The organism is Priestia sp. 53B2 (assembly GCF_056099005.1).
The window spans coordinates 921311-935141 of record NZ_JBLZXA010000020.1; the positions used below are offsets into that span (position 1 = coordinate 921311).

General features: G+C 35.9%; 13 protein-coding genes and 2 pseudogenes. 11 read left to right on the forward strand and 4 right to left on the reverse strand.

Annotated elements, in window-relative coordinates; genetic code table 11:
- Window positions 1-205: 205 nt before the first annotated feature.
- The 3 genes from ACN6NE_RS18810 to ACN6NE_RS18820 all read left to right on the forward strand — a co-directional run bounded on the left by ACN6NE_RS18810 (window position 206) and on the right by ACN6NE_RS18820 (window position 1174).
- A complete protein-coding gene (locus tag ACN6NE_RS18810; RefSeq protein ID WP_013082478.1) occupies window positions 206-346 on the forward strand; it encodes a hypothetical protein in 141 nt (46 codons plus the stop codon).
- Window positions 347-414: 68 nt separating this feature from the next.
- Window positions 415-561, forward strand: coding sequence for a hypothetical protein (locus ACN6NE_RS18815; RefSeq protein WP_165351703.1), 147 nt, complete (start codon window positions 415-417; stop codon window positions 559-561).
- Window positions 562-757: 196 nt separating this feature from the next.
- Entirely contained in the window at window positions 758-1174 is a 417-nt protein-coding gene (locus ACN6NE_RS18820) for a hypothetical protein (RefSeq protein WP_474326503.1), read from the forward strand.
- 81 nt (window positions 1175-1255) lie between these two features.
- Here the strand turns inward: ACN6NE_RS18820 and ACN6NE_RS18825 are convergent.
- A pseudogene (locus ACN6NE_RS18825) lies at window positions 1256-1459 on the reverse strand (KGG domain-containing protein); the annotation flags it as partial.
- A 220-nt stretch (window positions 1460-1679) separates the two neighbouring features.
- Here ACN6NE_RS18825 and ACN6NE_RS18830 point away from each other — a divergent pair.
- Window positions 1680-1904 (forward strand): hypothetical protein, encoded by a 225-nt coding sequence (locus ACN6NE_RS18830; protein ID WP_013056283.1) that lies wholly within the window; start codon window positions 1680-1682, stop codon window positions 1902-1904.
- Between the two features lie 96 nt (window positions 1905-2000).
- On the opposite strand, the gene ACN6NE_RS18835 is transcribed toward ACN6NE_RS18830, so the two are convergent.
- Complete coding sequence (locus ACN6NE_RS18835; protein WP_129707427.1) at window positions 2001-2732, reverse strand: ZIP family metal transporter; 732 nt, start codon at window positions 2730-2732, stop codon at window positions 2001-2003.
- A gap of 461 nt (window positions 2733-3193) precedes the next feature.
- Here ACN6NE_RS18835 and ACN6NE_RS18840 point away from each other — a divergent pair, with 461 nt between their 5' ends.
- The 3 genes from ACN6NE_RS18840 (at window position 3194) to ACN6NE_RS18850 (ending at window position 5313) form a co-directional block, all read left to right on the forward strand.
- Window positions 3194-4579, forward strand: coding sequence for an amino acid permease (locus tag ACN6NE_RS18840; RefSeq protein WP_129707430.1), 1386 nt, complete (start codon window positions 3194-3196; stop codon window positions 4577-4579).
- Between the two features lie 155 nt (window positions 4580-4734).
- The gene (locus tag ACN6NE_RS18845; RefSeq protein ID WP_013056286.1) at window positions 4735-4956 is read left to right on the forward strand and encodes a hypothetical protein; all 222 of its coding nucleotides are present in this window, start codon (window positions 4735-4737) and stop codon (window positions 4954-4956) included.
- 156 nt (window positions 4957-5112) lie between these two features.
- Window positions 5113-5313 carry a hypothetical protein gene (locus ACN6NE_RS18850; RefSeq protein ID WP_303533160.1) on the forward strand — a complete coding sequence of 67 codons (201 nt, stop codon included), beginning with the start codon at window positions 5113-5115 and terminating at the stop codon, window positions 5311-5313.
- An 89-nt stretch (window positions 5314-5402) separates the two neighbouring features.
- On the opposite strand, the gene ACN6NE_RS18855 is transcribed toward ACN6NE_RS18850, so the two are convergent.
- Both ACN6NE_RS18855 and ACN6NE_RS18860 read right to left on the reverse strand, forming a co-directional pair.
- A complete protein-coding gene (locus ACN6NE_RS18855) occupies window positions 5403-5612 on the reverse strand; it encodes an alpha/beta-type small acid-soluble spore protein (protein ID WP_013058452.1) in 210 nt (69 codons plus the stop codon).
- Between the two features lie 90 nt (window positions 5613-5702).
- Window positions 5703-6685 (reverse strand): annotated as a pseudogene (locus tag ACN6NE_RS18860) (LacI family DNA-binding transcriptional regulator).
- Between the two features lie 324 nt (window positions 6686-7009).
- Here ACN6NE_RS18860 and ACN6NE_RS18865 point away from each other — a divergent pair.
- The 4 genes from ACN6NE_RS18865 (at window position 7010) to ACN6NE_RS18880 (ending at window position 13504) form a co-directional block, all read left to right on the forward strand.
- A complete protein-coding gene (locus ACN6NE_RS18865) occupies window positions 7010-8251 on the forward strand; it encodes an MFS transporter (protein ID WP_129707436.1) in 1242 nt (413 codons plus the stop codon).
- Window positions 8252-8273: 22 nt separating this feature from the next.
- On the forward strand, window positions 8274-9731 hold the full coding sequence (locus ACN6NE_RS18870; RefSeq protein WP_474326664.1) for a glycoside hydrolase family 32 protein: 1458 nt from the start codon (window positions 8274-8276) through the stop codon (window positions 9729-9731).
- Window positions 9732-10003: 272 nt separating this feature from the next.
- Entirely contained in the window at window positions 10004-11464 is a 1461-nt protein-coding gene (locus ACN6NE_RS18875; protein ID WP_129707438.1) for a protein adenylyltransferase SelO, read from the forward strand.
- A 588-nt stretch (window positions 11465-12052) separates the two neighbouring features.
- Window positions 12053-13504 (forward strand): glycoside hydrolase family 68 protein, encoded by a 1452-nt coding sequence (locus ACN6NE_RS18880; RefSeq protein ID WP_129707440.1) that lies wholly within the window; start codon window positions 12053-12055, stop codon window positions 13502-13504.
- Window positions 13505-13831: the final 327 nt, after the last annotated feature.

Below are 13831 nucleotides of genomic sequence, written 5' to 3' on the forward strand. Positions count from 1 at the left end.
CTATATTTTCAAAATGAATATGCAGAATTTCTACTCTTAGTATGAACATTTATTTCTGGTGCATTCTGTTAAATATGGAGATTTTGTTTTTTATTCAATATGAGGATGCAAGCAAAGAGAAAAGAAGAACATTTTCCTAATACTACCTCTTATTTTCTTTTTATAACTCCATAAAATATAGACGTTACACATGGAGGTGGATGGAATGAGTAAACAAAATAAAAGCAAAAACCAAGGAGTCAGCAGCAGTGCAGCTGCTGTCGATAATGTGAATAAAAGTATTTTATCAAACGATATTCATACAGATGAGCTTCAAAAAGCAAAAGTAAGCCGTCATAACAAGTAAAAGAATGACAACCAAAAGAGCAGCTTTGAGCTGCTCTTGATAAAATAGAGATAGGGAAGTGAAAAAACGTGCTAGAAAACAAAAATTCTCAATATAAAGAAGAAAATAAGTCAACTCCTAGTCGTCCTCTTGAATATAAAGAACGCACAAATGAATCACAGAGTACACGTCAAATGCTGCGCAGCATCCTAGAATATTCGAGTCGATATCGTTAATACAATTTTACATACCAAACTGTAAGGATAAGCGGGCAATATAAAAGTTGAAGCACTGCTTTTTTACGTATAGCTGTGTATATATTGAAAAAAAACCATACATACGTTATTTTAGATAAACGTATGTATAATTGTAAACCTGTACATGTATTTTTGGGAAAAAGTTAAAGTTTGGAGAAAAGAAGTGGGGGATTTTATGAATTTACATGATTTTGTTCATGGAGTAGATCCAACAATAAAGCTAGTTATTGAAGATGAGTTTCCTGGAACGCGCTGTGTAGGCGGAAAGTACGTTCCTAGCACGCATTCTATTTTTTTATATGAAAAAGATATTAAAATACAGTGTCAGCACTTGGTTGGTTCAAATGAGTGTTTAGAATCTTATCAATGGATTATTTTAGCTCACGAATTAGGTCATGCGCTAGATGGAGACCTTTTGTCTTTGAGTGCAAAGTTTGATCAAACAGACGATATAGGTTTTTTGTATCAAATTGAATGTAATGCTTGGGAGATAGGAAAGAAATTGATTCCTTTTATTAATTCAGAACTATTCTCATTCATAAAAGATCAATCGTTAGCCCATTACCATGAAGAGATGGAGAAGATTAGTTAGAAGAAGAAAAGTTCCTGTGGCTTGTACTATAAGGAACTTTTCTTCTTCGAGTTGTTTATATACTTCAAATACTAGTTAATTATTACGCTGGCTGCTGCTGGATCTGCCGCCTTTTTTTCCAATTTCCTCGTAAAATTCTTTACCTTGATTTTTGGAAGTAGCTTCTCCGCCTTTTTCACCAATTTCTTGGTAAAACTCTTTGTCATGATTTTTGGAAGTAGCTTTTCCACCTTTTCTTCCTGCTTCTTCACGACTCATTTTTTCATTCTTTTTATTAGTTGCCATCTTGCATCCCTCCTAATAAATTTGAATTCATAGTCTGTCTTCCCGGTCAAAAAAGGATTAAACTGGTTATTTTATATTTTTTCTCAAAATTAGATTTTTCTCAAAATTATCAGGCCACGAAGCCCTGTATAGTAGTATTTATTAAGTTAAAATTAATCTTAAAAAAATTTATATGAAATATGATATGGTTAAGAGAAATAAGAAAAAGGAGCTTAGAAACATGTCAAAATATGTAGAAATGGATAACGCTTCACTGCGACAGAAAATACAAGAATACAAAGAATTAATTTGGAGAGTAGGGCCAGGAAGTGAAAGAACTATAGAAGCTGTTCAAGAGATTCAAGGAATGGAAAAAGAGTTAAAAGCACGCAACGCAGAATTTGAAGCTACGGATTGGAAAGCTTTTACTCGGGAAATAAAAGAAAACTACGATTTTACTTACTAAGAAGACACATTCATAATAATGTGATTGAAATAAATGTCTCCAAGTAGAAGGCTTTCTCTTTTCTACTTGGAAACGATAGAAGTAGTATGAAGACGATTAAGAAAAATGATCCAGTATCAGTGAAGCAAGTAATCCAAGTGCAGCAATCAATCCTGTAATAGAACCTCCTTCTTCATAGGCCTCTGGCATCATTGTAGAACCTACCATAGCAATAATACCGCCGCCGGCAAAAGCAGCAATAGCAGCCATAAGTGTCTCAGATGCATGGTCTAAAAAAACAAAGCCTGTCCATGAACTAAAAGCTGAAATGAACAAAACAGCTGCCCATAGTAAAAAAATTTTCTTTTTAGAGAATCCGCTTTTTACTAGACCGGTCGTACTGGACAGTCCTTCAGGAATATTACTTATAAAAATAGCGATAACAAGAAGCCAGCTAACGGTTGCATTTTCGATTAAGCTAGCCCCAATCATAATAGACTCCGGGATTGCATCCATTACGGTTCCTATAAATATAGCAATTCCAGAACTATTTGCAGCCATTTGTTTGGTAGACCTCTTTCTTTTATTCGCTCCTTGACGTGAAATTAGATAGTCTAAAAAAGTAAAAACGACAGCCCCCGCAAGGAACCCAAGAGAAGTAGCTTTTAACCCGCCGTTATGAACCGAGTCTCCAAGCAGCTCATAGGTAGATGCTCCGATTAATACACCTGTCCCAAAAGCCATAATATAACCAATTATCTTTTTGCGGATAGGCAAAAAAACTGCTGCCAAAGCACCAAGAAGGACAGCTGATCCTGAAATTCCGCCCCACATCGCAGCTTGCCACATGAAAAATCCCTCCTCATCTCTATTTTCTATAGATACTTTCCCTAAGAAGAGAAAGAAAAAACGTAAAAGTAGAAGAAAGGAATTTTTTCGATTAAGTAGCGGTTTCATTTCGTTATCCTTAAGAAATAGAGTGTTCCGGCACCCTGCGCCTATATCTATTTTAAATATTCATAAAATTTAAATTATGCTGAAATAAAAAACTATTTCACTGAGGTGATTGATTTAATGAAGGTGAAAGGTTCACTTGAGTGTTTTTCTGAAAAAAACAATTGTATTTCTCAGGGAAATTTATTATTATAAAATAAGTAATTATACAGTCGAATAGCTAAAAATAGAAAAAATAGTTTAGTTGTAAAGGTACTAGGTAAAAATGGAAGGTTTTAAAAACGATAGCTGTTCCATCAGACACAAAAAGTATCTTTCCTAACAGAGCTATAACAAGTTTAGGAGGAGGAAATGGAATGGCAGACAAAGAGCTAAAAAGAGGCTTAGAATCCCGTCACATTCAAATGATCGCGCTAGGCGGAACAATTGGCGTTGGATTATTTATGGGATCAGCAAGCACCATCCAATGGACAGGTCCATCGGTATTGCTTGCTTACGCAATCTGCGGAATGTTTATTTTCTTTATTATGCGTGCCATGGGCGAAATGCTGTACATGGAACCAAGCACAGGTTCATTCGCTACATTTGGCCACAAATATATTCATCCATTAGCAGGTTATATGGCTGCGTGGAGCAACTGGTTTCAATTTGTAATCGTAGGGATGTCTGAAATTATAGCGGTAGGAGCATACATGCATTACTGGTTCCCTCATTTACCAGCTTGGGTGCCTGGTATTATCGCCATGTTGATTTTAGGTGTAGCAAACTTAATTTCAGTAAAATCATTTGGAGAGTTTGAATTTTGGTTTGCGATGATTAAGATTGTAACAATTATTTTAATGATTATCGCAGGACTTGGGTTAATTTTCTTTGGATTTGGAAATGGTGGAGACGCAATCGGGTTATCAAACCTTTGGGCACACGGCGGCTTCTTTGCAGGCGGATGGTCAGGCTTTTTCTTTGCCCTATCTCTTGTTATTGCAGCTTATCAAGGAGTCGAGCTAATTGGTATTACAGCTGGTGAAGCAAAGGATCCTAAAAAAACGTTAACAAGCGCAATTCAAAGCATCATTTGGCGAATCTTAATTTTTTATATTGGAGCAATTTTTGTCATCGTGACGGTATATCCGTGGAATGAGTTAGATTCTTTAGGAAGTCCATTTGTATCTACATTTGCTAAAGTTGGTGTTACAGCAGCTGCAGGTATTATTAACTTTGTAGTTATTACAGCAGCGATGTCAGGCTGTAATAGCGGAATTTTTAGTGCAGGACGCATGCTTTATACGCTTGGTATAAACGGTCAAGCACCTAAATTCTTCACAAAAATTTCTCGTAACGGTGTTCCAATTTACAGCACACTCGCTGTTATGACTGGATTAGTAATTGGTGTTATTTTAAACTACATCGCCCCACCGAATGTATTTGTTTATGTATACAGCGCTAGCGTGCTTCCGGGAATGATTCCTTGGTTCATTATTCTTATCAGCCAAATTCGTTTCCGTAAAGCTAAAGGTGCTGAAATGGATAGTCATCCTTTCAAAATGCCTTTTGCGCCTGTAACGAATTATGTAACCATTGCTTTTCTACTAATGGTGCTTGCAGGCATGTGGTTTAATGATGAAACGCGTATTTCACTTATTGTAGGGATTATTTTCCTCGCTCTCGTTGTCATTAGTTTTTACGCATTCGGAATAAATAAGCGTATGATACCTGATACAGAGAACGGTCAAATAAAGAAATAACTATGCATTTTCATAAGTGAAAAGCAAAACAAAAAAACGGCTGAGAAAAGCCGTTTTTTTGTTTTGTTTAAATGAAAGATACAAGAAAAATGTCATTGTGCGCTGATAGTTTGGATAAACTATATTCGTTCATATAACGTAAAGGAGCGAATGTTATGAGAAGCCACAGATATATTATCAAAGATTCACTAAAAGCTGATGAAGTTGCCAGAGATTTGGAACTGCAGCTGGATATAAACCGAATGTCGGATGTCAGAATCCTTTCGGTAAATGCACAAAACGAAATACTCGTTCAAATGGAAGAGGAGAACGAAGAAGCAGGAGATGTTATTGATGTATTTATGAAAGAGTATAAAACTGCAGAAATTATTGAATAGCATGTAATTGATAAGAATATTGAGGGGTTTCGTTGAATAAATAAAAAGAAAACACCTTTACTTTTTATTAAAAAAGGAACGCACGAAGAAAACTTCTTGTTTATCAAGAAGTTTCTTTTGTATCTGAATATTCGTTTGTATACGTAGGGAGAGGTGATGAAGGTGAAAAGAAATGGTGAGGGTCACGTCTTTTTTATTATTCTTGGAGGCCTGTTTATTTTAATAGGCACACTCTTTGCAAATACTTCCGTTTATTTTCTCATCTCCGGATGGATAGCAGCTGTCTGTTGTTTAGGAATCAGCGCTGTACTAAAGAAAGGAAAAATAAAATCAGTCAGTAAAGAGGAGGAAGAATAATAATTTTTATATAAAGATGGAAAGTAAATATATGAAAAGGAAGAATGGATATCCATTCTTCCTTAAGTCATGGTGTGTATGAAATTGTCTTAGAAACGTCCGCCGCCAAGTTGTTGCTCAGCTAATTGTACAAGACGTTTTGTGATTTCGCCGCCTACTGATCCGTTTGCACGTGCAGTAGTGTCAGCTCCTAAATTTACTCCGAACTCGCTAGCGATTTCATATTTCATTTGATCGATTGCTTGTTCAGCTCCGTATACTAATAATTCATTATTATTGCTGCTTTTGTTGTTTGCCATTGTATTCAACTCCTTTCTGTAACGTTAAGGTGTGAATAAAAGAAGAAGAATATGCAATAAACTGATATTTATTTTATAAAAAACGTATTCTTACGTTGTTTGTCCTTCTAGAAGCTTAACTGGAAGACAGATTTCATGGGGGACATTACTAAATTCTCCTTCAATTTCTTTTAGTAAAATATCAATGGCTGTTTGAGCAATCGATTCAATTGGCTGTTGAACTGTAGTTAGACCAGGTAACAAGGTCTGACTGGCCTCCGTTCCGTCATAGCCCACAATTTTTAAGTCTCTTGGGATATTTTTTCCTCTTTTTTGTGCTTCAGCGATTACTAAAGCTGCAAGTAAGTCATCACTTGCAAAAATACCATCTACTTCCGGATTTTCTTCAAAAACCTTAGAAATAGTTTCTCGCTGGATGTTGCGGTCGAAGGTATTTGAAATTTCATACGTAATAGGCTGTTTTCCGTACTTTTTCATCACGTTTTCATAAGCTTTCCTTCTTAAATTAGCTGGAGTTTCGAGTTTAAGGGGGCCGTTAATATGAATAATATGCTTACAATCTTTTGAAATGAGCAATTCCGTGGCTTGTTTTCCTCCAGAATAGTTATCAGAAGATACGGTAGGAATATTTTTTGATAAATAATGATCCACTGCTACCACAGGAAGACTTTGACTTTCTGAATCAAAAATACCTCTATTATAAGTAACGGCAATAACACCATCTACCTGATTTCTGATGAGCATTTCTACGTATTTTTTTTCTTTATCAATTCGATTAAGGCTGTTACAAAGAAGTACTTTGTAGTTAAGAGAAGCACATATACTTTCAATGTGAAAGGCTAACTCTCCGAAAAAAGGATTGCTCGTTTGCGGAACAATCATACGATTAAATTTGTTCGCTTATTAAATAATGAACGCGCAATATCATTTGGGAAATAATTAATTTCTTTCATTGCTTTATAAACATTTTCTCGCGTTTCTTTACTTATGTAACCACGGTTATTTAATACACGAGAAACGGTAGTCGGTGAAACACCTGCAATTTTTGCTACATCACTAATTTTGGCTTTCATCTAGTTTCCTCCTAATTTCTCCAAAACCTTGCTTTTATAGTATATATCAGACATGCAAAAGCTAAAATAAATGCAGTCAAGCAAGTAGCTTTCCAGTCGTTACGTTTTATTTTGATCGATAAAAATCAATGTAAGGATTGTAAACGGTTTATTAAACAATTTAAACATACCACAAAGCCCACTTTTACACCTAATATAATCTTTTTGCAATATAAAATGTGAAACCGGTTGACATATGAAACCGGTTGACATAAAATCAAATTGAAAGTGCTTTCATTTTGTTAGATAAAAGATTTTATATCTTAAGCTAAAGGGGTAACTAAAATGAAAAGTTCAAAAAGTTTATATTGGAAGCTGAGTGCATATTTTTTCTTCTTCTTTTTTACGTGGTCGTCGAGCTACTCTTTATTTTCTATCTGGTTAGGGCAAGAGATTAAGTTGAACGGATCAGCTACAGGCTTAATCTTTTCTGTAAACGCTATCTTTGCTTTGTGTATGCAGCCTTTGTACGGATATATATCTGACAGGATAGGTTTAAAGAAACACATTTTATTTTTTATTAGCTGTCTTTTAGTGTTTGTAGGACCATTTTATATTTTTGTTTATGGGCCCTTGCTTCAATACAATGTGTTGATAGGAGCTATTATTGGAGGCTTATATTTAGGAGTAGCGTTTTTGGCGGGCATCGGAGCGATTGAAACATACATAGAGAAAGTCAGCCGAAAATATAAATTTGAGTACGGAAAATCTAGAATGTGGGGGTCATTAGGCTGGGCTGCAGCTACATTCTTTGCAGGACAACTATTTAATATTAATCCCCATATTAACTTTTGGGTGGCATCTGTTTCAGCGGTTATCCTAATGGCTATTATTTTTTCTGTAAAAGTAGAAATGAGCAGCTATGAAATGGAAAAAGCTGAATCCGTTACGCTGAGAGATGTAGGTAATTTATTCTTATTGAAGGAATTTTGGTTTTTTATGATTTATGTTGTTGGCGTTACGTGCGTGTATGGGGTATACGATCAGCAATTTCCTATCTATTATGCATCTTTGTTTCCCACTGAATCGATAGGTAACCAAGTATTTGGCTACTTAAATTCGTTTCAAGTATTTTTAGAAGCTGGAATGATGTTCGCAGCACCGTTTATTGTAAATAAGATCGGTGCAAAAAATAGTTTAATTTTAGCAGGATTTCTAATGGGATTTCGTATTGTTGGGTCAGGGCTTGTGGTTGGTCCAATCGGAATATCTTCGATGAAACTTATTCATGCATTAGAACTTCCTATTATGCTCATTGCTATCTTTAAATATTTGGCAGCTAACTTTGACACACGCCTATCTTCTATACTTTATTTGGTTGGATTCCAATTCGCTTCACAAATAGGTGCTTCAGTTCTTTCACCCATAGCGGGAGGATTATATGATAGCGTAGGTTTTTCCCGTACTTATTTAATTATGGGAGGTATGGTTTTGGTATTTAACGTTATTTCGATGTTTACACTACTAAACTCTAAAAAACATAGATTTATAAGAAAAGATGTACAAAAAAACACGCAGATTATATAGGGGGAATATGATGATGTTAACGATAAATAAAATCAATCAAGCTCAAAATTCATTAAATGAAGCAGAGAAAAAGGTGAATCATCAATATCGGTTAGGGTATCATATTATGGCGCCAGCAAACTGGATTAATGATCCGAATGGGCTGGTTCAGTATAAAGGAGAATATCATGTTTTTTATCAACATCATCCTTATGACGAGAATTGGGGACCTATGCATTGGGGACATGTCAAAAGCAAAGATCTTGTTCATTGGCAGCATTTACCTATTGCTTTAGCTCCTGGAGATACATTTGATAAAGATGGATGTTTTTCTGGAAGTGCCGTGGATAACGAAGGAGAGCTTACGTTAATTTATACAGGACATAATTATATAGATAAAGAACTGGATACTTTTTTTCAAAATCAAAATATAGCTGTTAGTAAAGACGGCATTACCTTTGAAAAAGCAGAGGCCAACCCAGTTATTGCTGAGCCGCCAGCAGATAGTTCTCATCATTTTCGAGATCCTAAAGTATGGAAGCACGAAGGTTTCTGGTATATGATTCTAGGAAACTCAACAAAGAAACAAGAGGGACGTGTTATCTTATACCGGTCTTCAAATTTGCGAAAATGGGAATATGTTGGTGTCCTTGCTAAAAGCGATGGAGATCTAGGATACATGTGGGAGTGTCCAGACTTCTTTGAGTTAGACGGAAAGCATGTGTTAATGATTTCTCCTCAAGGGATAGAAGCAAAAGGTAATTCCTATCACAACCTTTTTCAAACGGGATATTTAGTTGGAGAATATAATTATGAAACCAATACATTTCATCATGGGTCATTTACTGAATTAGATTACGGCCACGATTTTTATGCTGTTCAAACACTTTTAGATGATAAAGGGCGGCGAATTGCAATTGGCTGGATGGACATGTGGGAAGCTAATATGCCAACGAAAGACGATGGATGGTGCGGTGCGCTAACGCTTCCAAGAGAACTAACTTTAAGAGGGGATAAAGTGTTAATGAACCCCGTCCAAGAGCTTACATCACTTCGGGAAACTCAGTATAATATGCTAACCAATAAAGCTCTTTCTAACAGCTATGTAGTAGAAGTAAATGAAGACTTGCTAGAGATACAAGCTGTATTTGATTTAGCGGAATGCCAAGCTTCATCGGTAGGGATAAAAATTCGTGGAATAAACAACGAAGAAACGCTTATGTGTTATAACCTTAATGAGCAAAAGCTATTGCTTGACTGTACTCACTCGGGAAAAAAAGATGGAGTGAGGAAAGTAGCGTTACAAGCAGGTGAGACACTAGCTTTACGAATATTTGTGGACCGTTCTTCCATTGAAGTATTTGCAAACGAAGGACAAGCGACCATGACGAGCCGTATTTATCCAAAAGAAAGCAGGCTCGGAATTGAGTTATTTACTGAAGGAGGAGACGTAATCGTAAAAGAGTTAACGTATTGGAATTTAAAAGATATTTGGGGGTAAAATACAGAGGAAGAAGTATATTAATACTTCTTCTTTTTTGAGCATTTAATAGCTCGTCAACAAAGTGGAGGTATATAAATGGATAAGGCACTTTAGATTAAAAGTACGAGCAAATACGATATAATAGTAAAAGAAATATTGTATGAAAGAGAAACTGTCCTGCTCTAAGATGCCCAGAAGAAAGCAGGACAGAGAAGGGCTACTGCGCTTATAAAACAACGATCAGTAAAGAAAGAATTATGTTTTAAGACACAAAAAGAAAAGGAGATACGATGACTAATCAAAAAGAAGCAGGATGGAATTTAAGTAATAGCTATGCGGAGTTACCAAACATTTTTTTTACGCCTCTTGATCCTAATCCAGTGAGTTCACCTAAAATAGTTAAATTTAATGACTCTTTAGCCGCATCTCTAGGGTTACAAAAGGAACAGCTGCAAAGCCCAGAAGCAGTTAGCATTTTGGCTGGAAACAGTGTCCCAAAAGGTGCTTTCCCACTTGCACAAGCTTATGGGGGACATCAATTTGGCCACTTTAACATGCTAGGAGACGGCCGGGCTATGCTGATAGGGGAGCAAGTTACGCCTTCGGGTGAGAAAGTAGATCTTCAGCTTAAAGGCTCAGGCCGAACTCCGTATTCCCGCGGAGGAGACGGCCGGGCAGCTCTAGGACCTATGCTGCGTGAGTATATTATTAGTGAAGCTATGCATGCTTTAGGTATTCCGACTACTCGGAGCCTAGCAGTCGTAACAACAGGCGAATCTATTGTTCGTGAAAAAGAACTGCCGGGGGCGATTTTAACGCGTGTAGCTTCCAGTCACCTTCGTTTTGGAACATTTCAGTTCGCTGCAAAATGGGGAACGGTCGAAAACCTTCAAGCTTTAGCTGACTATGCATTAGAACGTCACTTTCCCCATATAGAAAAGAATGAAAAAAAATATTTATCATTGCTTCAAGAAGTGATTAAGCGTCACGCTACCCTAGTTGCTAAATGGCAGCTTATTGGTTTTATTCATGGCGTCATGAATACGGATAATATGACAATTAGTGGAGAAACAATTGATTATGGACCATGTGCATTTATGGATACCTATGATCCAGAAACTGTATTTAGTTCAATTGATGTACAAGGGCGCTATGCATATCAAAATCAACCAGGCATTACAGGGTGGAATCTTGCGAGGTTTGCTGAGGCTTTATTACCGCTATTGGATCAAGATATAGAAAAAGCAGTTGAAATAGCGCAAAGCGCCGTGACGGAATTTCCAAAATTCTATCGGGAAAACTGGCTGGCAGGTATGCAGGCTAAACTTGGGCTTTTTAACGAAGAAAAAGAAGATGAAGCATTATTCCAAGAGCTTCTTAAAATAATGAAAACCTATAAAGCTGACTATACAAATACGTTTCGTGCATTAACTTTCGATAAGCTAGGAAATAGTGATCTGTTTGAAAGCAAAGAATTTGCACAGTGGCATGAGCTATGGCAGAAAAGACTAGGTAGACAACAACAATCTAAAGCGGAGTCACAAGAGCTTATGAAAAATAATAATCCGGCTGTCATTCCTCGAAATCACCGAGTGGAAGAAGCGTTAGACGCAGCACAAAAAGAAGACTACAGCATCATGGAAACCCTTCTTGAAGTGCTTTCTAGCCCATATGAATCTCCGGGTCAGCCAGAGTATTGTACACCGTCTGCTCCGTCTAATCAGCCTTATCAAACGTACTGCGGAACTTGATTTGTTTAAATAAGGACTGCTATTTAAAAACAGCATAAATGATATCAAAAAGAGCTCTTTATAAAGAGCTCTTTTTGGTTTTCTGAAAAATGTATTATTGATTCATTAAAATGATAGCGATTTCTCGTGAAAAGCTACATAAAATTTAACAGGACAAAAGAATCAAATTGAAAAGTAATTATCTAATTCTTTTGTCTCTTATTATTGCCAATAGGAACTATTATATAATAAATTATTCCACTAATTCACAAAAAATACATTAACGATATTTTTTGAAAATGGCTTACTTTAACAATTGTAGAAGAGCTTATAAAAAATATCAGGTTAAATATGATGGTGAATTTGCCCATTTAATCAAAAAATTGAAGGTTTAAGACTTTATAACCAAATGAAAAATATAAGAGGAGAAAAATGAGATAATTAATCCATTTTACCTATTTGACTTTTCAATATTATGCAAGTAATCTTGGAAAGGTAATGGAACCGGTTCTGTTATTTCGCCAGATTGATATTACTTCTCGATACATAGAAAATGAATTGCTTGTGAGTGACACAAGAAAAAGTATTATACAAAAGGGAGAAAAACAGATGAATATTAAGAAAATCGCAAAGCAAACTACAGCTTTATCTTTTGCTACAGCTCTGTTAGTAGGTGCTGGATCTCAAACATGGGCTGCTGAAAACAGCCATAAAGATACAAATAATAATTATGGAGTTTCCCATATCACACGTGATAACATGCTGAAAATTCCTCAGCAGCAAAAAAGCGAACAGTTTAAAGTTCCAGCTTTTGATAAATCAACGATTAAAAATATTGCCTCTGCAAAAGGGTATGATAAATCGGGCAATTTAATTGACTTAGACGTATGGGACAGCTGGCCTCTGCAAAATGCTGACGGAACAGTAGCCAACTATCATGGTTACCAAGTTGTATTTGCACTAGCAGGCGACCCGAAAGATGCTGATGATACATCTATTTATGTGTTTTATCAAAAAATCGGTGAAGAGTCGATTGACAGCTGGAAAAATGCAGGAAGAGTGTTCAAAGACAGTGACAAATTTGTACCGAATGACCCTCATTTGAAAAAGCAAACACAAGAATGGTCAGGATCTGCTACTTTAACATCGGACGGAAAAGTACGCTTATTCTATACCAACTTTTCAGGTACAAACTATGGAAAACAAACTTTAACAACAGCTCAAGTAAATGTATCTCAGCCAAGTGGAGATACGTTGAAAATTGAAGGTGTTGAAGATCATAAATCCATTTTTGATGGTGATGGTAAAAAGTATCAAAATGTTCAGCAGTTTATCGACGAAGGCGCATATGGTTCAGGAGATAATCATACGTTGAGAGATCCTCACTATGTAGAAGATAAAGGGCATAAATATCTTGTGTTTGAAGCAAACACAGGAACTGAAGATGGCTATCAAGGTGAAGACTCTCTTTACAATCGAGCTTACTACGGTGGAAACAATCCATTTTTCCAATCAGAAAAAGAGAAGTTACTGCAGAGTTCTAATAAAAAGAAAGCCTCTTTAGCAAACGGCGCATTAGGCATTGTAGAACTAAATAACGATTATACCTTGAAAAAAGTAATGGATCCATTGATTACCTCAAACACGGTAACGGATGAAATTGAACGTGCAAATGTATTTAAAAAAGATGGAAAATGGTACTTATTCACAGATTCTCGCGGATCTAAAATGACCATTGATGGTATCGGCCAAGATGATGTATATATGCTAGGATACGTATCAAATACGCTGACTGGAAAATACAAACCGCTAAATGATACAGGACTTGTTTTACATATGAACCTCGATCCTAATGACAAAACATTTACGTATTCACATTTTGCAGTTCCACAAGTGAAAGGAGACAATGTCGTAATTACAAGTTATATGACAAACAGAGGCTTCTACTCAGAGGAACATTCTACGTTTGCTCCTAGCTTCCTGTTAAATATTAAAGGATCAAAAACAGCTGTTGTGAAAAATAGTATTTTACCACAAGGGCAATTAACTACAGATAAATAATTTTTTAAAACGAAAGGAAATGGCAATAACTGCTGCTGTTTTCTTTCGTTTTATTATTTAATCAAAAATGTGCTATAACTGCAGTGCTAATTAAATAAAAAAGTAGTATATAAAAATTGATAGCTATTTAAAGAAAATGAAACATTCAGACAGGTTATAACTTCAAGAATGAAACCGGTTGACATGCAAGGTTGACTAACTTAATATATTTACATATAATGGCTTGAAACGCTTTCATAGATTAGTATGACATGATGGTACTTATAGATGAAATAACTTGTAGTAGGAGGGAATGTTTCTTTTCTTTGAAAGAGAAAATCCCGATCG